The following is a 22,496-nucleotide window of genomic DNA, read 5'->3' as shown; positions in this document are numbered from 1 at the left end:
TAATTATTTGATAAAACCTTAGCATCTGTTCTTAAATAAAACTTTTTAATGTTTATAATACTTATGCTACAGTATTTTTCTATAAATAGTCTCAATACTAAAATATTTTAAATAAGGACATTAAAAAAGCCTTAGTATAAACTAAGGCTTTAATTATAGTAACAACTTAATTACTTCTTTTTATTTTTTTGTTGTGCTTGTTTCTGCTGCTCTGCTTGCGCCATCATATCCGCCATCTTCTTTTGAAACTTGTTCTGTTTCTTAGGTTTTGTTTTACTTACCTCAATTTTAGCTAATACTTTATCTTCATCGATAATGTAGTTTTTAATAACCAACATAATACCAATGCTAATTAAGTTAGAAATGAAATAATATAAACTTAATCCTGATGCATAATTATTAAAGAACACTAACATTAATAGTGGTGAGAAATAAATCATGTACTTCATCATTTTACCCATGTCTGGCATGCCTTCTTGAGTAGGTTGCTGTGCCATTTGTTGACCTGTTGTCATTTTCATATAAAAGAAAATTGCAATAGCGGCTAAAATTGGAAATAATGCAACGTGATCTCCATATAGTGGTATTGGAAATGGTAAATCTAAAATAGAATCATATGAACTTAAATCGTCTGCCCAAAGGAAACTTTTTTGCCTTAACTCAAATGCTGTTGGAAAAAACATAAACAAAGCATAAAACACAGGTATTTGCATTAAACCTGGCAAGCACCCACTTAAAGGGCTCGCACCAGCTTTACTTTGCAAGGCCATAGTTTCTTGCTGTGCCTTCATTTTATTATCCTTGTACTTTGCTTTTATTGCTTCTAACTCTGGCTTTAGAATTTTCATCTTAGCCTGAGACAAAAACTGCTTATACTGTACAAAAGACAATACTATTTTAACCATAATTGTCATTACAATAATTGCAAAACCGTATGGTAAGAATCCACTTAAAAATCCAAATAGTGGTATAAAAATCATTTTATTAATCCAACCAAAAATACCCCAACCAAATGGTATACTTTCCTCTAAACCTTTTTCATAGGTTTTTAATGTCTTTGCATCTGTTGGACCGTAGTACAAACCAAAGTTTTTATTAACCTCTCCACCGTTATAAGCAAGTGGTAACTTTGCTGTGTACAGTTTTAAAAATGATGTATCGATTTCTTCATCTTCAACTAAATCTTTCGATGATATAGCAACATTTTTTAGTGCACCATCATTAGGGACCAAAATACTACTAAAGAAATGTTGTCTGTAAGAAAACCATTCTACATCATCAACTGTTTCTTCATCATCACCTGCTTGCGCCAATTTATCAATCTTATCTCCATCATGTCGATAAGTTAATCTTGTGTAACGGTTTTCGTAACTTATACTTTTTGCGTGCCTAATACTTTTTTGTTTCCAATCTAAAGATATGGGTTGTGAAGTGTTAAATACACCACTTAAACCTTGTGATTTGATTGAAAAATCAATCATATAATCATTTGGTTTTAACTCGTATCTATACTCTAAAAAAGAAGATTCTGAAACTTTAAGTTTCATAGAAACTATGGTATTTTCGCCATTTTTAGAAACACTTGGTTGAAATGGAAAGTCTTGTGTATTTAGTGTACGATTATCAGAAGTTCCGAAAGTAATATTAAATGCACTGTTTTGGTCTTTAACTAAATAAATAGGTACAGAATCATAATCTACAAAATTCCTTAGCTTAACCTCTGCTAAATGACCACCCTTCTTATTAAACTTTAACTCAAAAACATCTGTCTCAACAATAGTTTGATCTTCACCAGATAAGCCCAATGCATAAGCAAATGAACCAACTTTATTTTGAAGTGCTACTTGCCGCGTAGAATCTAAGGCTGACGTATTTGTATAATCTTCCCCTTTAGTTACTAAAGCTTCGTTCTGTTTACTTTCTTTTTTTTCAGCCTCTACTAATTCTTGCTTTGCTTTTTGTTGTGCCTCAACCTCTTCTGGACTGGGACTATTCTGATACATTATATAAATTAATATCCCAAAAATGAGAATGAATCCTATAATAGAATTAATGTCGAATTTCTTTTCTTCCATATTTATTTACCACACAAAGTGGTCATTGATTAGTTCTTTTTATAACCCAAAAAGTTATCCAAAATTCACTTTACGCCAAAGTGACATATTATTTTTTCTTTTTATACTTAAGTGCTGCGCCCACAAATGCAACAAATAATGGATGAGGATTTGCTACTGTACTTTTATACTCTGGGTGGTATTGCACACCAACAAACCAATTGTGACTTGGTATTTCAATGATTTCTACAAGCCCAGTTTCAGGATTTAATCCTGTAGCTTTCATTCCTGCAGCCTCAATCTGACTTTTATAATAATCATTAAACTCAAAACGATGTCTATGGCGTTCTTTTATACTAGAAGTGCCATAAACCTTATGAGCTATACTCTCTTCACCAATCGAACATTCCCAAGCACCCAATCGCATTGTCCCACCCATATTAATGACATCCTTTTGCGATTCCATTAAATTAATAACAGGGTTTTTTGTTTTATCATCCATTTCAATGGAGTTCGCATCTTTAAGATTCAGTACATTCCTGGCATATTCTATAACTGCCATTTGCATACCTAGACAAATTCCTAGGAATGGAATATTATGCTCTCTCACGTATCTAACAGCTTCTATTTTCCCTTCCACTCCGCGCTCTCCAAATCCTGGAGCTACCAACACACCATCGAGATGTTTTAATTTAAATTCGACATTATCTTCATTTAAATATTCGGAATGTATAGACTCAATATTCACTTTTACTTCATTCTCTGCACCAGCATGAATAAAGGCTTCTAAAATAGATTTATAAGAATCTTGAAGTTCTACATACTTACCAATAAGACCTATTGTCACTTCACTTTTTGGATTTTTATGACGCTTTAAAAATTCATTCCATCGTCCTAAATCTGGTTCATCACTTTTTAAATCGAGCATATCTAACACGACTTTATCTAAACCCTCATCTAGCATAAGGTTAGGTACGTCATAAATAGTAGACGCATCTATAGATTGTATTACAGCTTCTTGCTTTACATTACAAAAACGCGCTAATTTAGCCTTTAAACCCTCATTAAGCTCATGTTCCGTTCTGCAAACCAAAATATCAGCGTGCACACCACTTTCCATCAACGTTTTTATACTATGTTGCGTTGGCTTAGTTTTCAATTCTCCAGCAGCTGATAAATAAGGGATCAAAGTGAGATGAATAACCAAAGCATTGTTATCGCCTAAATCCCACTGCAACTGACGTACTGCCTCTATATATGGTAACGATTCAATATCACCAACTGTTCCACCAATTTCTGTAAGAACAATATCATAATCCCCAGAATTACCTAAAATCTGTATTCTATGTTTAATTTCATCTGTAATATGAGGAATAACTTGTACAGTCTTGCCTAAAAATTCTCCTCGTCTCTCTTTATCTATAACACTTTGGTAAATTCTGCCAGTAGTTACATTATTGGCTTGAGAAGTAGGCACATTTAAAAAACGCTCATAGTGCCCCAAATCTAAATCTGTTTCTGCACCATCATCTGTTACATAACATTCTCCATGTTCGTAAGGATTTAAGGTGCCGGGATCAATATTAATATATGGATCTAGTTTTTGAATAGTTGTTCTGTAACCTTGAGCTTGTAGTAATTTAGCCAAAGAAGCTGCTATTATGCCTTTTCCCAGTGAAGAAGACACGCCGCCTGTTACGAAAATATATTTAGGATTTGTGGTCATGTTGCGTTGTTAAACGCAGGCAAATTTACGAAATAAAACGAGTAATTTAAGAATTGTTAATGGTTTGTTTATATGTTATAAAATGCTTCAATATTCCTTCATAAATCAATCTATTACAAATATTATATGTTTTGGTAAATAGAAAAAAAAGACGAACTTACATTACCAAAAGACTTGTACTTCTAATTTCCGTTTCATTTTAATAACCCTATTTTTCACGTTTTGTTCTTGTGAAAAACTAGAAGTTTTATTTAAACCTTTAAAAAATACTTGAGACTATTTAGATAAGAACTAGAATAAAATTGAGAAATTTGATTTAGAAACAAAAGAAGAAAAAAATTAAGAATTTACGGAAATACTTTTTCAAAAAAATTATAAAGGTGATACGTTTAAAATGTCATTAGATAATTCTTGAAAATTCAGTAAGTAAAAAGAAAGAAATGAAACAGAATCAGCCAATCTTTAATACTATAAAATGGATTCTATTTGGTTATGCTCTAATAAGCGGAGTTAATCTTCTAATAAAAATTTTATTACATTCTTACTTACATTATGGACTATCTGATGGTTTTGTAGAAATTCACTTTAAATATTATCTGCCTTTTTTCTGCTTTATCATAACAATTGTTTTTAGCATCATACTTTATATATTTTTAAAAAAAATCTTCAAAAGATGGGAAGAAAAATCTCTGCAATTTTACTTTATAAGGCTTTTATTAATTATTACTTTAGGTTTAATTATTGAACCTTTTATAGAATTATATTCAGATCATAAATTATTAACTCTTCACAATGATCTTTCTAAATCGGCATATTTATCTCGACTAAATTTTGATGTTATTTTTCAGTCATTAAATTATTGTATCGGCGCATCAAAGTGGACTTTACCACTTTTTACACTTATATTTTTGTTTATAGATAACCAAAAGAAAAAAATTAAAATGCACTAGATTAACATACCTAACTTAGTACAACACCTTTAATTTTATAAATTATTAAGTAAAACATGAAGAATGATTTTTTACTAAATGGAGATGATACCATGACAAGATCCATAAATGAAATTGGAATTTCAACCCTAAATGCTTTATGCTTGTTTATTAAATATTTACCGTATGGCAGAAATTCTAATCGTTTAGATTTAAGCCTAGTTTGGAAAGAACGAAAGGGAACCTGTAGTTCTAAGCATGCCTTTTTAAAACGTGTTGCAGATTTAAATAACATAAGTGTTGATTTAATTCTGGGAATGTATAAAATGAATTATAGTAATACGCCAAAAATAGGTGACACATTAAAAACTACCAACCTCAAATATATCCCTGAAGCGCATTGTTATTTGAAAATAAATAACAACCGTTTTGATTACACATCATCTACTTCAAATTTTAATAGAATAAAAAAAGATATTTTACTCGAAAGGCAAATTCTACCGGAGCAAGTATCTGAATTTAAGGTCCATTTCCATAAAATTTACTTGAGAGACTGGATTAAAAAAAACAACATTTTATATAGTTTTGAAGATATTTGGAAGCTTAGAGAACAATGCATAAAAAAATTAAGTAACTAACTTTAGTATTCATTTCTTAAAATCTCGCTTAATTGTATAAATTAATTCTTCTAAGCCATTAATTTTAATGTCGTGCATCTGTATCATCATACGACCAAGTTTTCCTTCTGGAAATCCTTTTTGCTTAAACCATACGAAATAATATTCTGGTATATCGACAAGATAATCCCCTTTGTATTTTCCAAAAGGCATTTTGTAATGTGAAAGTTCAATAAGTGCTTCTTTACTGCCTTCCAATCTATTGCGACTTAAAATTATCTAACTTTTTAAGCTCTTCTGTAATAAAAGATCTCCATTGTTTTTGCATCTCTACATTAATTGAATGATTACTTTGCGCATCATAACGTTTCTGAGTTTCATCAACGGCTTCATTGATAGCTGCATGTAATCTCCCAAGCTGGTCCTTTACATTTTGATTAACCACCAAGCGTTCTAGTTGTTGTCTAAATTTACGAGCATATAATTCAGTAATATCAAAATGTAACTGCTCATGTGCTAAAATATAAGTATCACTTCTATTCTTAAAGTACCATGATTTATTCGGATAAAAGTGCGCCTCTACAGATGTAGTAAAATCTACTACCCTTTTTCCAGATGTTTTAAGAGAATATCCAAAGGTTATACCTGAGGCCGTTAATGCAGCAGCATCAGAGTTTTTGTTAGGACTTGCTTTAAAATCGGCCCAAGTTAATTTACGGGTTTCACTCCAAGTCATTGTTTCTTCGTTTGACTTTAAAACGAGAACTGATAACAGAACACAAAAAATAAATGATTTAATCTGCATTAATAGTTAAGCAATAAATAATAGAAATTTGGTGAAATACTCTTGTTAAAAAACGCAAATACTTAAGAATTATTGCAGACTAATTAGCCTCAACGATTCTTAGATCATCGAACTTTACAATATAGACGGCTTCATTAACATAGCCGCCAAATAACGTTTTACTGTATCTAAACTTGTTTTCTACATACTCAGTTTCAATAGCATCCATTGAAGCTTCATATAGATTATCTTCCGATGCCAGACGTAATAAAACATCTAAAGTAATATCGAAACCACGTGCTGCATATTTACTAGGCGAAACACCGTATTCTTTTCTGTAAGCTCTTGCGAAACCATTTGTTTTAGTTTCGTCAAAATCTTTATTAACTGATGGATAATGAAACTTTAGGTTAGACAAACTATTATTATCAATATCCTTACCGTCAAATGCTTTATTCTTATCGAGTGTTACTAAAATAATTTCAGTCTTCTCTACCATTAACCCGTTGAGCATACTAATAACACTTGACACAAATGTATCATTGTTTGTTTCTAAAAATACGATGGTTTTACCTGGTTGAAAAACATTTTCTAACTGTACTGGATAAATAAAATGATTATCCTTCTTAGTTTTTTTATCTTTTTGCGAATATATTAACTTGGCAGAAGGAAATTCTTTCTTTAAAATTTGGCTTTCTGTGCGGTGTGATTGATCAGTAATGACTACAACCTTAGTTTTTAAACTGTCTGATTTAACAAAATCAATCATTGCCTTTTGGAGTAACTTATTTTCTGGGATTGTCTGAAAAACATTACTGTAAACTTCTTTAGGCTTATTTAGCGCAGCAATTACCGGCACCCTATCTCTTTTTAAAGCTGTTGCAACTCTATCAAAAGATTCTTCTTTTATTGGCCCAATAACAGCATCGTACTCAGAAAAATCGTTATCTTTTAATAACTGACTCGTAACACCTGGTTGATACTGCGTATCTAATACTTTTAAATCTGTAGAGATACCTAGTTGCTTTGCTGAATCTAAAGCCATTGTCACACCAATATGAAAATCTAAAACCAAAGACAATAAACCTCTATTTTTAATCATGTCCTTAGTTTCTTCGATAGCATCAACATCAATTTTATCTAGTTGATAAGGCAACATCAACGCTAGTTTTTTTGTCTTAAAATTTTTTAAATTACTTTTTAAGTTTGTAGTCTCTACATCAGAAAGGTTACCAGATACATCTATAGAGACAGGAATCTTTAAAACCATACCTGGCTGAAGTCCGCTTTCTTTTAATTCTGGATTTAAGTTTTCAAGTTCTTCTTGCGTTAAACCTGTTTTTACTTTCAATCTAAAAAAACCTTCTTTTGGTAAAACCTCATAGTAATTATAAGCTGCTTCTACTTGCTTCTCTTCTTGATCCTTAATATTTGGGACATTAAGCTTATCACCTGGCTGTATAACTTCATTCATAAAGGGATTTAAAGCCTCTAATTCTGCAACTGTAATACCAAATTTATAGGCAATCCGCCATTTACCTTCCTTAGGAAGAACCGTATATTTTTTGACTGTATTCTTTAAAGTCTGCTTTGAAATAAAGGTTTTAAATTTAGGAATTCTAATGCGATCCCCTTTTTTTAGATTTTCAGAATAAAGCGATCTGTTCGCTTTTTTTATATCTTCTTCAGAGATATTATATTTTTCAGACAAACCATAAAGTGTCTCTTTACGCTTAACTTTATGGTTTTTATAACCGATAAGCTCACGTGTTTCTTCTTCAATAGCTTCGTTTTTGATTTTAGAATTAGGAATTATTAAAACCGTGTTAGGCTGAAATTTTGTCCTTGCATCAGGATTTAAAGCGAAAATATCAAATGGTGTTACCAGATATTGCTTTGCAATACTTTCAATAGTCTCACCAGTTTTCACCTTATGCTCTTTATACTTTTGAGCACTCAGACTAAGTGTAAAAACAATTAATAACGATGTTACAAAATTCTTCATGTAAATATATTTGTCAAGCTTTAACTTTAGAAAACAAAACTTGTGAAAAGTCACATATTTATTCCCATTCAATAGTTGCTGGCGGTTTAGAACTAATGTCATATACTACTCTATTAACGCCTTTCACCTTATTTATTATTTCATTCGAGGTTTTTTGTAAAAATTCATATGGAAGATTTACCCAATCTGCCGTCATTCCATCAGTGCTTTCTACTGCTCTTAATGCAACACACTTTTCGTAAGTTCTCTCGTCACCCATAACTCCTACGCTATTCACAGGAAGTAAAATTGCACCTGCTTGCCACACTTTATCGTATAGGTTCCAAGATCTTAAGTTATTAATAAAAACAGCATCAACCTCTTGTAATATACGTACTTTCTCGCGAGTTAGATCTCCTAGAATTCGAATCGCTAATCCTGGTCCTGGAAAAGGATGCCTTCCTAACAGTTCTTTATCCATATGCATAGATGCTCCAACACGCCTAACTTCGTCTTTAAATAATGTCTTTAATGGTTCTACAACTTTAAGCTTCATAAAATCGGGTAATCCACCAACATTATGATGACTTTTTATTGTTGCACTTGGTCCGCCTGTTGCAGAGACGCTTTCTATTACATCAGGATAGATAGTGCCTTGCGCCAACCATTTTACATCTTTTATTCTTGTAGCTTCATCATCAAAAACCTCAATAAATACACGGCCTATAGTTTTTCGTTTTTCTTCAGGATCGCTCTTCCCTGCTAAAGCATCCAAAAAGCGTGCCGAAGCATCAACACCCTTTACGTTTAAGCCCATGCCTTCGTATTGCTTTAGTACATCTGTGAATTCGTTTTTACGCAAAAGACCGTTATTAACAAATACACAATACAAATTTTTTCCGATTGCTTTATGCAATAACATGGCTGCAACAGAAGAATCTACGCCACCAGACAAACCTAAAACAACTTTATCATTTCCTAATTGATCTTTGAGGTTTGCAACGGTTTCATCAACAAAGGAATCTGGTGTCCAATCTTGTTCTACTCTGGCTATATGTACTAAAAAATTCTCCAGTAGTTGCCTACCATCCGTAGTGTGATAAACTTCTGGATGAAATTGAATAGCATATGTAGTTTCGCCTTTTATTTTGTACGCTGCATTCTCCACATCGTGAGTACTTGCCAAAAGTAAGCCGTTAGTTGGTAATTCTTTTATAGTATCACTATGACTCATCCAAACTTGACTTCCTTTAGAAATACCAGTAAAAAAATCTTCATCGTCTTTTACAAAACTAAGATGCGCTCGACCATATTCTCTAGTATTCGATTCTGCAACTTTTCCACCAGAAAAGTGGGCTAAATATTGTGCCCCATAACAAACGGCCAACAGAGGTTTCTTTCCTCTTATTTCTGAAAGATCTGGATGCAAGACGTCTTCTCCTCTTACAGAATTTGGGCTACCAGATAAAATAACAGCTTTAAAGCTTTCTGAATCTGCAGGTATTTTATTGAATGGGTGTATTTCGCAATAGATGTTTAACTCTCTAACTCGCCGCGCAATTAATTGCGTGTATTGCGATCCGAAATCTAAAATAAGGACTTTATTGTTTTGCATGTGCAAAAATAACGATTGCAACTAAAACTAAAACCACCAGAAAATAAATTTTTTTGAAAATTGTTAACACAAAAATCTATAAAAACTCTCACTAAAAAAGTGTTCAATTCCTATAAAAAAATCTAATTTATTATGTTAAAAGTCAAACCAAAAGCCAGAGATGAAATTTCATTACTATCACTTAATGATTAGCTTTTTGGTTTTGCTCTGACTATCATTAAAAACTTTAGCAATATATACGCCATTTCCTAACATTGAAACATCAATAGTATTTAAAACTTTTAAATGATCAATTTTTCTAGTGAGTACTAATCGCCCTTGGACATCGTACAAGTGTAAATTAGTTTGAGAATTTAATTCGCCACTTATGACCAAAACTTTAGGGTCTGAAGTTGCATAAATTTCTAAATAATCAAAACTATTTTCGTTAGTTGATAATACTGATGATGCAAAACGGAGATAAAATCTACCTGTTCCATTTAAATTAGTAGAAGGCACCAAACTATAGTTAGTGTTATTTAAAAGTGTAATACTATTAGTAAAGTTATCTTCTAAATATACTTCAACATTCAATGGTATTGTGCTTTCTTCAATACTAAATACAATTTCTTCACCTTGATTAGCATTAACACCTAAAGGAATTACTGTATCTGCTAAATCATTTGGATTTAAAGCCTGTAAGGCAATCGGAAGTCCGTCGTTATCTTCAACTAGATGTGAGTAAATTGCAAAACTCGGAACGTAATTGCCCAAAAATTTACCATCATATCCAGGGTTAAGTCCTAAACTTGCGTTTTCATTAAAATAAAATTCCGTTGTGAACTCTTCATTATGATTACTTATATTAAGATTTAAGAACGTGAGTTGTTGCGCAATACGTCCTTCTACAAAATCATCATTCGCTCCTATTGCTCTCATAGAATCATCAAAAACAATATCGTAGTCATTTACATACGTATCGTTTGCTGCTACAAAAAACCCTTGACCTGGCGTCATTAAATTTTGTGAAGCATTAGCGAGTGTAATTATACTCCATCTATTTGCTGACCCATTACCTCCATAGCCATAAATACCAGAAATATCTTGTAATATACTTATGTTAGTTGTAACTGGGTTTGTATTTGAATCAAGAACATAATTTAAAAATAAATTCATATCTAGATATGATGGGTATGGATTACCGATTAAGTTCCAGTCCGGAAAATTAGAACCAGCGTCTATAATATTAACATTAATTTGTCCACTTGGTACCGAACCTGTAAAGGTTAAATTTGAACCAGCTATTGTACCTGCTCTATAACCTTTTCCACTTATTAGAACTGATGTTGCAGCATCAGTATAATTGATAAAATCGTCCTGATCTTTATCAAATGGACCAAATAAATAAGTTACAGGATTGTTATTCCCATCATTCAATAAATCCGAAGCATTAGAGCCAGATTGTATAAAACTCTGCCATGTTTCTCCTTGTAATGGTGGTGAAATTAAATCATTACCACCATTGTTTGCGTTTACGTAGCGTTGATATTTAAGCGAGCCTTCAATGTTTCCATCTGCTATTAAACTAGAATATAACTGAGATGTCGAAGTTAAAGTTGTCTCTTCAGTAGTTAAAGTAACACCTGCATTAATAGTTAAAGCGGCTCCAGGATTAACAGTTATATTACGACATGTTGTATTCATAGAAAACACAGCTTCTCCATCCTGGATTATAATATCATCATTAAAATTTGATTGATTATTAGGATCACTAGGTAACCAACCATCAATAGAATTAAAGGTATAATTAGTTTCTGTATCTACACTAATCTGAATGGTTTTTACACACGCCGTCGGGACTGTTCTAATTAGACTTATTTCTGCTGCCGACGCCCAAGCGTTTCCATTTACTTCTGATAAAGCAACCAAACGCACATATCGCCCAATGGCATTTGTAAAATTAGCTGTTTTTAATTGGTTATCACTAGCCCATGTACCTGAGTTAACTGCTGATCCCCAAACAGAAGTAGAATTACTAATATATATTTCATAATCTGCAATAGTTCCATTTAATCCTGATGTCCTTGGTAAATATTCTAGGCCAGTAATGTTTGATTCAATCCCCAAATCAATTTGTATTTCATGTGGGTGTGGCGTATCAGGATTAATATCACTATACTGGGTATGCCAAATTGTATTTGTATTACCATCTACAGCATTTGAAGCAACGTTATTCTGAGCTGCCGTTTCCTCACTATTGGTAAATATTACAGTTGGCTGTGGTAATGGTGGACTGTGCTGTGCATTAGAATCACGGTCTAAAATACTTGTTATTGTATATAATCCGGATTGACTTAAAGCAATATTATTAATTGTATTACTGCCAAGCACAATACCATTAGGATCAGTAATTATGAAACTTGTTATATCTTCTAAATTAAGACTCAAACTAACATTATCTCCAACAGAAACATTAATCTCTGTTTCATTAGAATCTGTTTCACCATTAACATTAGAAATAATTTCTACATTTTCACATATTATTGGTGTACCTGCGCAACTGCATTCTCCGCTTTCTACGTCATTACTTGTATTAGGATTTCCATCATCGCAAGAAGTCCCTTCTGCAGGACAATTTGTAAGCTCACCAAAAACTTGTACTTCAGCCAAGCTAATAATACCGTTTTGACGGATCATTACATACCTAGCAACATCTAAATTCTGAGTTAAAATTTGAACTGAATTTTGTGTCAGTGTGCCAACTAATGTATAGTCAGATGGATCCGTACTATCAATATTTCCAATATAAACGCTAGCATCTTCTAAACGCTCAACACAACAATCCGTTCTATTATATATGCGAATAGCTGTTAAATCATAATCATAATCGTCACCCAAATCTACTCTCCACCATGCATCAGTATCACCTGATGTAGTATGTGTAACTGAATTAGGATTCGCACCAAAGTTCCCATCAGTGTTACCATCTACAGCTTTGGACGATTCTCCATTTGTAAATAAACTAGATTGAGATGTAGGTTGATTTAACGCTAAATTATTCTCTAATTCTAATTGAACATCACCAACCTCCTCGTTATATATATTTTGAATATCTTGGCTCGTAAGGGCAATATTGTACAGTTTAAACTTGTCCATACTACCATCTAATTCATCTGTTATACCACTTCCATTTGCATAACCTGGTAGCTGACCTATTGTTTGAGTATCATAAAAACCACTTAACGTAAAAGTATCGTCGCCAGCAACCTCCGTATTAATCTTCATATTACCTGTTATAGGCGTACTACAAATTTCTTGACCATTTACATAAAGTCTTAGATTTACTCCATCATAAGTTCCTGCTACATGCTCCCATTCACCTGGTACATACTCACCTACCACACAATTAGCAAGGCTATTAGAATCTGTTAATATTCTAAACTGATATTGGTCTTGTACATAACCAAAATATAATGACGGAAACTCGTGAGCAAATATTGTAGCATTAGGAATATTACCATTGGCAGGTATAACGCTGCCAGTATTTCTGTTAACCCAAGCCATGACAGAAATTTGATTAGTCAAAGTTTCGAGAGATGTCGATGTAGGAATTTCTACAATTGAATTACTTAAATAGTCTAGACCATCCATCTCTAGAGATGTTCCTAGAAAACCATCTTCATTCCAGAAATTATCAGTTAGTGTAATCTCATTACCGTTATCGTCGCGCTGTTTAATTGTTCCGCTATTACTATTACCTGATAAATCGTTAATTAGGGATCCAATACCTTCAAAAAAATCATAAGCAACAATTAAATTATCTTTCATAATAATACTATCGTCATCTTTAACTAATACCGTTTTTGATAGACTCGGTACTCCATCTGCATTCATTGCAAATAACATGTAATAACCTGGAGGCATTATATTAGCATTGGGCATGTTCAGTTGAAAATCACCGTTACTACCTGTAAATGTTACAGGCACTCTTCGTTGCTCATTATTAACACTATGAGTCGCTGATGACAATCTTACAAATGAAAATTCCGTAACATCTGTTGATGTTAAAACGGGTAAAACACCATCATAGTAAGCTGTGTCTGGCGCACTTAAAGTTGGGCGAACCGCTAAATCACCATTGATGTCAAACAAATAAGGTGGGCTGTATATTTCTGCATTAGCGTGATTAGTATTACAACCACCACAGAGACCTCCACCTCCCATTAAAACACGTCCATCATTTAATAATAATCCTGCGCTGTGATATGTTCTAGCTTCATCCATATCAACTACAGTCCTAATAGAATTATCATCAGGATTAAATATTTCTAATGATAAGTGAGCACCATTATCTGAAAAAGGAACGGAGGTTTCCATCCCACCAATAAGCAACACTTCGCCATTTGGTAATACTACCGAAGTTGGAAATATTCTTCCCTCTTCTGGAGTATTTGCAGTCAGAGTTACGGTAACATTGTTTTCATCATTTATATCTATTATATAAGCATTCTTATTACTTGGTGTACCTTGAGAATAAGACGTACTTCCTCCAAATTTTAAAATTTTTCCGATATCATACATTACTGTAGTACCATTCATGGAATATACATCACTACCTCTTTGTCCTACCACTGTGGAAGATCCATTGCCTGTAACGTCAATCCAATGCATAGTTTCACCAGGACCTGCATGAAAAATTTTTCCATTTGGTGCTGCCCATAGCCATGCATGGTTATCTAATCTATAAGATCCCTCAGCGGTAATCTCGCCAACGGCGTCATTTGCATTCCAAAGTATTTCTTTTGGTAAACCTGTTAGCACTGTCCAACCCGTATCATCCGTCCAAATCTCCGCATCTTTATTGCCACGTCCTCCGCTCCAAGAGCCACCTATTGTAAAAACAGAACCATCAGAAAGTGTTACTGCGCCTTGATAGCCTCTGGCACGATTCATATTATCAGTTGCCTCCCAAGCACCTAAAACAGGATCATAAATAGTGGCTTTACCACTAGAGCTTCCTCCTGTTGCCATAATACGTCCGTCAGCCAAATTATTTATACCTGGACAAAACATATCATGATTTGTATTAGTTAGAGTTTCTGGTAATACATCTCCTTCTATACCTATAGTGGGATCAAATATTTGGGTGTATGTAAAACCATCGGCACCACCAAAACTAAATTTAGATTTTGCTGACCATGTAATTACACGACCATCTGGTAAATTTGCCATTGCCACTGGTACAATATCAAACGGTATTACATTGCCCCACTGTCCGTCAGTTTGTGGTGTTTGAGAAAAACTAAAATGACCAGAGAAGATCATTAGCATTAAAATACAAGTACGTAGGAATAATTTCATAATAGCAGGAAAATTCGATAAGAATTTTAGATTTGTTCTTTAAATAATATAGATTTCACAGCCCTTTATCCATGAATCTATTCACAAAAAAACTACTAAACGTTTACATAAAACAATTAGCAAGTTAAACTGCTCTTTTTTTCGACAAACTATTTGATTTATAAAATATTACACTGGAAATGTTTGCCATGGATTACATCTATTTTAAACTAATAGAATTGACTACTAATAAACATCTAACAATTAGAAATATAACATTAAAGAAAACATCAATTGATTATTATTTTTCCTTTATCTCTTTAAAATACTTTAATTTAATAATTTTGTCAGATATCTAGTTAATTTTGAATATGTTAAAACGAAGTGTAAAGTTTTTAATTAAGAATAAAATTCTTGCACTTATCGCGGTAATTTTAATAATTTCCATTGGGCATACAACACTACCATTTAATCTTGGCCTAGATTTCCTTCCTAAGCGTTCGGTTTCAGTAGATGCGATGCCTAATATGGGTGAAAACCAACAAATAGTATATACAAAATGGGAGGGTCAATCTCCCGAAGATATTGAAGATCAAATAACGTATCCGTTAACTTCCAATTTACTAGGTATCGCAGGTGTAAAATCCATACGCAGCAATTCTATGTTTGGGTTTTCAAATATCTATATCATTTTTGAGGATGACATAGACTTTTATTGGTCTCGATCTAGAGTTTTAGAAAAGCTCAATTCATTACCTAACTCATTATTACCTCAAAATGTTAAACCAAAGCTTGGTCCTGACGCAACAGCACTTGGGCAAGTATTTTGGTATACCCTAGAAGGCAGAGACGAAAATGGTAATGTCACTGGCGGATGGAATCTTCAAGAATTACGTTCTATCCAAGACTTCTATATTAAAAATGCTTTGACATCAACAAAAGGTGTCTCGGAAGTTGCATCTATTGGTGGTTTCGTTAAAGAATATCAAATTGATATTAAACCCGAACTAATGAAGCAATATAATATTTCTTTAGCTGATGTAATTAAAGCTGTTGAAAAAAGTAACAGAAATATTGGGGCTCAAACATTAGAAATAAACAAAGTAGAATACTTTGTGCGCGGTTTAGGATATATAAAATCTGATTTAGATATTGAAAATACAGTTATAAAATCTATTGACTTTACACCTGTTTTTATTAAGGATATTGCAAATGTAACTATTGGGCCTGATGAAAGAAGAGGTATTTTAGATAAAGGTGGTGCGGAAGTTGTTGGAGGCGTTATTGCTTCTCGTTTTGGAGAAAACCCGATGCAAGTAATAGATGCATTAAAAGAAAAAATTGATGCTATTAGCTTGAGTTTACCAAGTAAAATACTGTCTGATGGTAAAAAATCACAACTTACTATTATACCCTTTTATGATCGATCAGAGTTAATCGAATCTTCTTTAACCACATTGAGTAATGCTTTAATTTATGAAATAATGATAGCTATTTTGGTAATAGTAATCATGCTTATGAATTTAAGAGTTTCTATAGTAATATCTGCAATGTTACCACTTGCGGTTTTTACAATTTTCATTATCATGAAAATTTTTGATGTAGAAGCTAATATTGTTGCATTATCGGGTATAGCAATTGCGATCGGAACCATTGTAGATATGGGTATCATTGTTACAGAAAATATAATAAGACATTTAAAGAACTCTAAAGAACCGCTTACTAAAGTTATCATAAAGGCAACAAATGAAGTTTCGAGTGCTATATTAACAGCAGGACTAACGACTATTGTCAGTTTTATTCCAATATTTCTGCTCACGGGAGCTGAAGGCAAATTATTTTGGCCATTAGCTTTTACAAAAACTGTAGTGTTATCGGCAGCAATTATAATAGCTCTTTTTATAATACCATCTCTTTCAGTTTACTTTTTAAAAGAAAATAAGAGTAATAAATTTATCTTATCAATTGTAATAATAGTTTCAGGTTTAGTAGCAATTTTTTACGGTCACTATTTAGGTTTATTAATCCTTAGTTATGGCATTATAGAGATTTTAGAAAGCACAAAGCAACTAAAAGAAAATAAAGTTAAGCGTTTGAGGTTTGCTTATATAATATTGGCTATAATACTCTTATTAGCCATCTATTGGAGACCTTTAGGATATACTCACAACCTAACGTATAATTTCATATTTGTAATTTCCTTAGTGGCATTGGTTCTTATTCCGATATATTATATTAGAAGGAATTATGAAAAAATTCTTAGTTGGGTTTTAGAGCATAAACAGATTAGTATCTCAATCCCATTATTAGCAATCTTACTGGGCGTTTTAGCCCTTATTAACTCTGGTGAAGAGTTTATGCCATCTCTTAATGAAGGTGACTTTTTATTAATGCCTTCTTCGATGCCACACTCAGGTATTGAAGAAAATAATAAGATCTTAAAAATGTTAGATATTGCTGTGGCATCTCTTCCTGAAATTGAATATGTTGTTGGTAAAGCTGGTAGAGTTGAGTCAGCATTAGATCCAGCGCCAATTTCTATGTATGAAAATCTTATCGCATACAAGCCAGAATATATTTTAGGTACTAATGGAAAGCCAAAAAGATTTAAGACAAATAGCAAAGGACGTTTTGAGACCAAATCTGGTAAATTTATAGATTTCGGTAGTGGTATTTCTAGTGAAGAGCTTATTGAAGACAACAATGGAGAATACTACAGAAACTGGAGAACTCACATTAAATCCGAAGAAGATATTTGGAAAGAAATAACTAAAGTCACAGAATTACCTGGAGTTACAAATTCGCCGCAACTGCAACCTATAGAAACGAGACAAATCATGCTTCAAACTGGTATGCGAGCACCAATGGGAATTAAAATAAAAGGATCTAACTTAAAAGATGTAGAGGCATTTAGTCTAAAGCTCGAAAATGAACTTAAGTCAATTAGTTCAATAGATTCAAAATCGGTTTTCGCAGATAGATCGGTCGGCAAACCATATATTCTCATTCATATTAATAGAGAAAAAATTGCACGTTATGGTCTATCTATTGAAACTATTCAAGAATCTTTAGAAGCCAGTATTGGCGGCAAATTAATAACACAAACAATAGAAGGTCGAGAACGTTATGACATAAGAGTTAGATATCCTAAAGAACTAAGAGAAACTCCCGAAGACTTAGAGTCTATTTATATTACATTACCAAGTGGAACTTCTTTACCCTTAAATGAATTTGTTACAATAACCTATAAAAAAGGACCACAGACTATAAAAAGTGAAGATGGATTTTTAGTTAATTACTTGATTTTTGATAAAAATGATAGTTTATCAGAGATCGAAGCCATTAACCAAGCTAAAGACCAATTAATTTCTAAAATTGAAGAAGGTTCTTTAATTATTCCTAATGGTGTAAGCTATGAGTTTAGCGGAACTTATAAAAACTTTATTCATTCACAAAAAACACTGCGCTTAATACTACCAATTGTGTTAGCTATAATCTTTTTAATCTTATATTTTCAATTCCGATCGGTTACGCTTTCATTAATGATTTTTACTAGTGTAGCAGTAGCCTTCGCAGGTGGATTTATCTTTATGTGGCTCTACAGTCAACCTTGGTTCTTTAATATTAATTTAGGATTTAATAACTTAAGAGATCTATTTAATATGGAAACAATTAATCTAAGCGTGGCTATTTGGGTAGGTTTTATTGCACTTTTTGGTATAGCAACAGATGATGGCGTCGTTATGGGAACTTATCTTAATCAGAATTTTAAAAATAAAGAGTTAGCTAACATTAATAGTATAAGAATGTTAGTAATAGAAGCTGGTAAAAAAAGAATTACACCATGTCTAATGACTTCAGCAACCACAATTTTAGCGCTATTTCCTATATTAACTTCATCAGGAAAAGGAAGTGATATTATGATTCCTATGGCCATACCTATTTTAGGTGGTATGCTAATGTCTATAATAACCTTATTTGTTGTTCCTTTATTATTCTGTTGGCAAAAAGAAAGGCAGCTACTCAAAACTCAAAGGAACTAAAATAGTTTAGTTATGAAAAAAAAGATTGTTATATATATAAGTTTAATTGTTTTTGGTTTTGCAATTAGTTATTTAATTTTTGGTAATAAAAGCGTTGAATACGACTCATCAATTGAAATTTGGATGTGTTCTATGCATCCACAAGTTAAAAAAGAGGAAGGTGGAAAATGTCCATTATGCGCAATGGATTTGGTTTTAAAAATTACTGATGAAGAACAAACGGAATTAACACAGAATCAGTTTAAAATGTCCGCCAAGGCATTAGCTTTAGCAAATATTGAAACTTCTAAAGTTATGCCTAGTAATAATTTTGAAAGTTCAGTATTACTCTCTGGCATAATAGAAACGAACAAAGAAACAGATGCAACACAAACATCAATATTTGAGGGTAGAATTGAAGAATTCTATGCCAATTATGTGGGTTCAAAAATTAGTAAAGGGAAAATAATAGGACGTATATATTCACCAGAATTATACTTGGCCCAAAATAAGTTATTAACCTCTGTTTCTTATCGTAACACTCATAGGGAATTATTCGATGAAGTTAGAAATTCTTTAGGTTTATGGAAATTAACCGATCAGCAAATCGAAAATATTATTATAGGACAAAAACCTATGAAATATTTCCCCATCTATGCTGATGTTTCGGGGACAGTAACTGAAGTAATTGCTTCTGAAGGTGATTTTTATAAAGAAGGAGATCCCTTATTAAAAATATCTGATTTAAGAAAAGTTTGGGCTGTCTTCGATGCATACGAAAGTCAATTAGGATTACTAAAAGTTGGACAGAATGTCGAAATAAATACTAATATACCTTTAGAAGAAAATATAACTGGTAAAATCGATTTTATAGAACCTATTTTAGATAAAAACAAACGAACTTCTTCAGTAAGAGTTGTACTAAACAATAGAAATGGGAAACTTAAACCTGGTATGCTATTAGAAGCTAGCGTAAAATCTAAACTTACCAATAAGGGTTTAACTGTTCCAAAAACTGCTGTACTTTGGACAGGAAAACGTTCTATTGTATATCGTAAACCTCATCCTAACAAACTTTTATTTGAAATTACAGAAATTATACTTGGTCGATCTGTCGGCAATAATTACGAGGTTTTAAGCGGTTTAGAATTTGGCGACGTTGTTGTTACAGATGGTGCTTTTACAATTGACGCAGCTGCGCAATTACAAGGCAAAAAATCAATGATGAACTTTATAAATTCTGAAAACACTCAAAACATTAAGAGCCAAAATAATAAAGATTTTAAATCTAAATCAATTCAAATAGCTTGGGATAAGACAGAGAAACCTAAGGTTGATGATTTCATTAAAAATTATCTAGAAATGAAGAACGCTTTTGTCTCTTCAGATGCAATAAAGGTTAAAATAAGTGCTAAGAAATTACTTAATTCTATTGAAAAATTATCTTTAAAAAATACAACGAATAAAAATAGTCTTACTGAAGTTTCAAATCTTATAGAATCTATTATAAGCCAAGAAAACATAAGTAAACAAAGAGAATATCTTAAACCATTATCTGATATAATTATAAAATCTCTATCTGATTCAGCACCCTTAGATTATTCGCTTTTTGTTCAGTATTGTCCAATGGCAGATAATAATAAAGGTGCCAAATGGTTAAGTAAAGAAAATACTATAAAAAACCCCTATTATGGAGACACTATGTTAAATTGTGGTAAGGTAGTCGAAGAAATTAAATAGCAAATTCTATTTAGTCATTCTGCAATAAGCACGAGTTCATTACTATTCATTTTTACGAACTTTTCAACCATTTTATATAATTATAAAATCCTCTAATCTTAAAATTTTAATATTGTAAATTCACCAGCTAATGGCGATAAATTTTTTAATAATTCTGGTATTAGGCTATCTCCATACTCTAAATATAATTCCGAGAAATTAGTATTTCGCTCTTGTAAACTTTTACCAGGAAATAACTGTTCTTGTAAATCCGTGCAACGCTCTATCTGATCTTTTAACCTTAATTTCTGTGCTTTGAGCAAACGTTTCTCTAAATGTTTTAAGCCTTTTATTTGCTTTATTTCTTGAGCTTTCACTGCGCCCAAGAAAGATTTATCAGTTTGTTCTGCAAGTTGATGTAAGTCTTCAAATTGTCGTTTAAGACTTTTTATTTGTTCAGAAAAGTCAATATCTATGTTAGAAATCTTTCTAACTTTTTTGTTTATAAAAGTATTTCTATCTAGAAATAAATCTTTATTGGCTATGGCCAATTTTTCAAGTTTGTTAGCCTGTTTCTTAGATTTTATAAGTGCAGAATTTCTAAGTAGTAACATAGGAAATGTAACGCCTTGATCCTCAAAATTAGATTTAAGCTGAAGCCAATAAATCATTTCACCTCCACCTCCTACATAACAAAGATTAGGTAAAATTACTTCTTGATATAATGGTCGCATTATTACATTAGGCGAGAATCGCTCTGGATAATCAGTGAGATGTTTTAATAATTCACTTTTAGTCCAACGTATATCTGAATCTAAAACAGAAAACTCTCCATCGAGCTCAACAATTCGCTCCCTTAGACCCTCTTTAATGTAGAATAGATTTATTTCTCTTGGGTTAACTTGAACCTTTAAACCTAAATTTTCTAATATCGCATTAGTATCACTTACATTCTGAAAAGCAGTTTGCTCAATAAGTTCCTTCTGCATATTTGGTATAAACAAAGATTTTAAATCTTTATGATCTGAGTCTAAAATAACCAAACCATACTTTCCAAATAATTGGTTTGCCAAATAACGCGTCGCACTGGCCAAATTATCGTGATTTAAATAAGCTTCTTTAAACCATTCTTTTAATTGTTCTGCATTTTTTCCTAATCCAAATTCTGCTGAAATAACTTCTTTAACTGCCTCTAAACCATCCGTATTAAAATGGCCTACAGCACCCGTTTGCTCAGAGTTCCAATGAATTTTTTTACCTCTAAAATTAAAATAATTAATTTCTTCAAAATCATGGTCTTCTGAAGCCATCCAATAGAAAGGGACAAAATTATATTCAGGATAAGTTTCTTTTAATTGCGTCGTTAAATTAATCGTCGAAATGATTTTATAAAGAAAATATAACGGTCCAGTAAATAAATTTAATTGATGACCAGTAGTGATTGTAAAGGTTTTTTCATTTTGTAAACTTTCTATCTGCTGATGTGTCAATTCACTTATTTCTAAATTTGAGTATTGCTTTTTAAGAACATCTACGAGTACAGATCGTCCTTTATTATTAAACGTTTTTGACTTCTCTAAAAACTGAGCTTGAAAGTTTTCTATTGTCGGAAACCGATTGTAAAGTGAACGTAATTCTGGTTTTTGATCTAAGTAATCACAGATAAAATCAGAGAAATAGTTGGTTTCTCTGAATGGAATATAGTCGGTTGGCATATACTAATTTTA

Annotated in this window: 11 protein-coding genes; 3 read left to right on the top strand and 8 right to left on the bottom strand. The window is 32.3% G+C overall.

Annotation, left to right across the window (positions count from 1 at the left end; all coding sequences use genetic code 11):
* Window positions 1-170: 170 nt before the first annotated feature.
* Together yidC and ACFWU4_RS07310 are read right to left on the bottom strand one after the other, a co-directional pair.
* On the bottom strand, window positions 171-2,075 hold the full coding sequence (gene yidC, locus ACFWU4_RS07315) for a membrane protein insertase YidC (protein WP_411126327.1): 1,905 nt from the start codon (window positions 2,073-2,075) through the stop codon (window positions 171-173).
* An 88-nt stretch (window positions 2,076-2,163) separates the two neighbouring features.
* Entirely contained in the window at window positions 2,164-3,780 is a 1,617-nt protein-coding gene (locus ACFWU4_RS07310; protein WP_411126325.1) for a CTP synthase, read from the bottom strand.
* Between the two features lie 1,006 nt (window positions 3,781-4,786).
* Here ACFWU4_RS07310 and ACFWU4_RS07305 point away from each other — a divergent pair.
* Window positions 4,787-5,347, top strand: coding sequence for a hypothetical protein (locus ACFWU4_RS07305; protein ID WP_411126323.1), 561 nt, complete (start codon window positions 4,787-4,789; stop codon window positions 5,345-5,347).
* Between the two features lie 9 nt (window positions 5,348-5,356).
* Here the strand turns inward: ACFWU4_RS07305 and ACFWU4_RS07300 are convergent, their stop codons facing one another.
* The 5 genes from ACFWU4_RS07300 to ACFWU4_RS07280 all read right to left on the bottom strand — a co-directional run bounded on the left by ACFWU4_RS07300 (window position 5,357) and on the right by ACFWU4_RS07280 (window position 15,049).
* Window positions 5,357-5,584 carry a DUF3820 family protein gene (locus ACFWU4_RS07300; protein WP_411126321.1) on the bottom strand — a complete coding sequence of 76 codons (228 nt, stop codon included), beginning with the start codon at window positions 5,582-5,584 and terminating at the stop codon, window positions 5,357-5,359.
* Window position 5,585: 1 nt separating this feature from the next.
* Window positions 5,586-6,062 carry a DUF922 domain-containing protein gene (locus tag ACFWU4_RS07295; protein ID WP_411126319.1) on the bottom strand — a complete coding sequence of 159 codons (477 nt, stop codon included), beginning with the start codon at window positions 6,060-6,062 and terminating at the stop codon, window positions 5,586-5,588.
* 148 nt (window positions 6,063-6,210) lie between these two features.
* Complete coding sequence (locus ACFWU4_RS07290; RefSeq protein ID WP_411126317.1) at window positions 6,211-8,115, bottom strand: LysM peptidoglycan-binding domain-containing protein; 1,905 nt, start codon at window positions 8,113-8,115, stop codon at window positions 6,211-6,213.
* 58 nt (window positions 8,116-8,173) lie between these two features.
* Complete coding sequence (gene guaA / locus ACFWU4_RS07285; protein ID WP_411126315.1) at window positions 8,174-9,709, bottom strand: glutamine-hydrolyzing GMP synthase; 1,536 nt, start codon at window positions 9,707-9,709, stop codon at window positions 8,174-8,176.
* A 177-nt stretch (window positions 9,710-9,886) separates the two neighbouring features.
* On the bottom strand, window positions 9,887-15,049 hold the full coding sequence (locus ACFWU4_RS07280; RefSeq protein ID WP_411126313.1) for a discoidin domain-containing protein: 5,163 nt from the start codon (window positions 15,047-15,049) through the stop codon (window positions 9,887-9,889).
* 350 nt (window positions 15,050-15,399) lie between these two features.
* On the opposite strand from ACFWU4_RS07280, the gene ACFWU4_RS07275 reads away from it, so the two are divergent.
* A complete protein-coding gene (locus tag ACFWU4_RS07275; RefSeq protein WP_411126311.1) occupies window positions 15,400-19,071 on the top strand; it encodes an efflux RND transporter permease subunit in 3,672 nt (1,223 codons plus the stop codon).
* A 12-nt stretch (window positions 19,072-19,083) separates the two neighbouring features.
* Complete coding sequence (locus tag ACFWU4_RS07270; RefSeq protein ID WP_411126309.1) at window positions 19,084-20,790, top strand: efflux RND transporter periplasmic adaptor subunit; 1,707 nt, start codon at window positions 19,084-19,086, stop codon at window positions 20,788-20,790.
* Window positions 20,791-20,888: 98 nt separating this feature from the next.
* On the opposite strand, the gene bshC is transcribed toward ACFWU4_RS07270, so the two are convergent.
* Entirely contained in the window at window positions 20,889-22,484 is a 1,596-nt protein-coding gene (gene bshC, locus ACFWU4_RS07265; RefSeq protein ID WP_411126307.1) for a bacillithiol biosynthesis cysteine-adding enzyme BshC, read from the bottom strand.
* Window positions 22,485-22,496: the final 12 nt, after the last annotated feature.

It is taken from the genome of Winogradskyella sp. PE311, assembly GCF_046545555.1.
In the GTDB taxonomy this organism is placed as follows: domain Bacteria; phylum Bacteroidota; class Bacteroidia; order Flavobacteriales; family Flavobacteriaceae; genus Winogradskyella.
The sequence above is the reverse complement of the archived record's forward strand: the minus strand, read 5'-3'. Positions and strand labels throughout refer to the sequence as shown.

What these genes read in the sequence shown, in the direction of transcription:
- ACFWU4_RS07305 (WP_411126323.1), top strand. Translation starts at nt 4,787, where the DNA reads ATGAAGAATGATTTTTTACTAAATGGAGATGATACCATGACAAGATCC.
- ACFWU4_RS07295 (WP_411126319.1), bottom strand. Translation starts at nt 6,062, where the DNA reads ATGACTTGGAGTGAAACCCGTAAATTAACTTGGGCCGATTTTAAAGCA.
- bshC (WP_411126307.1), bottom strand. Translation starts at nt 22,484, where the DNA reads ATGCCAACCGACTATATTCCATTCAGAGAAACCAACTATTTCTCTGAT.
- ACFWU4_RS07275 (WP_411126311.1), top strand. Translation starts at nt 15,400, where the DNA reads ATGTTAAAACGAAGTGTAAAGTTTTTAATTAAGAATAAAATTCTTGCA.
- ACFWU4_RS07290 (WP_411126317.1), bottom strand. Translation starts at nt 8,115, where the DNA reads ATGAAGAATTTTGTAACATCGTTATTAATTGTTTTTACACTTAGTCTG.
- guaA (WP_411126315.1), bottom strand. Translation starts at nt 9,709, where the DNA reads ATGCAAAACAATAAAGTCCTTATTTTAGATTTCGGATCGCAATACACG.
- yidC (WP_411126327.1), bottom strand. Translation starts at nt 2,075, where the DNA reads ATGGAAGAAAAGAAATTCGACATTAATTCTATTATAGGATTCATTCTC.
- ACFWU4_RS07270 (WP_411126309.1), top strand. Translation starts at nt 19,084, where the DNA reads ATGAAAAAAAAGATTGTTATATATATAAGTTTAATTGTTTTTGGTTTT.
- ACFWU4_RS07280 (WP_411126313.1), bottom strand. Translation starts at nt 15,049, where the DNA reads ATGAAATTATTCCTACGTACTTGTATTTTAATGCTAATGATCTTCTCT.
- ACFWU4_RS07310 (WP_411126325.1), bottom strand. Translation starts at nt 3,780, where the DNA reads ATGACCACAAATCCTAAATATATTTTCGTAACAGGCGGCGTGTCTTCT.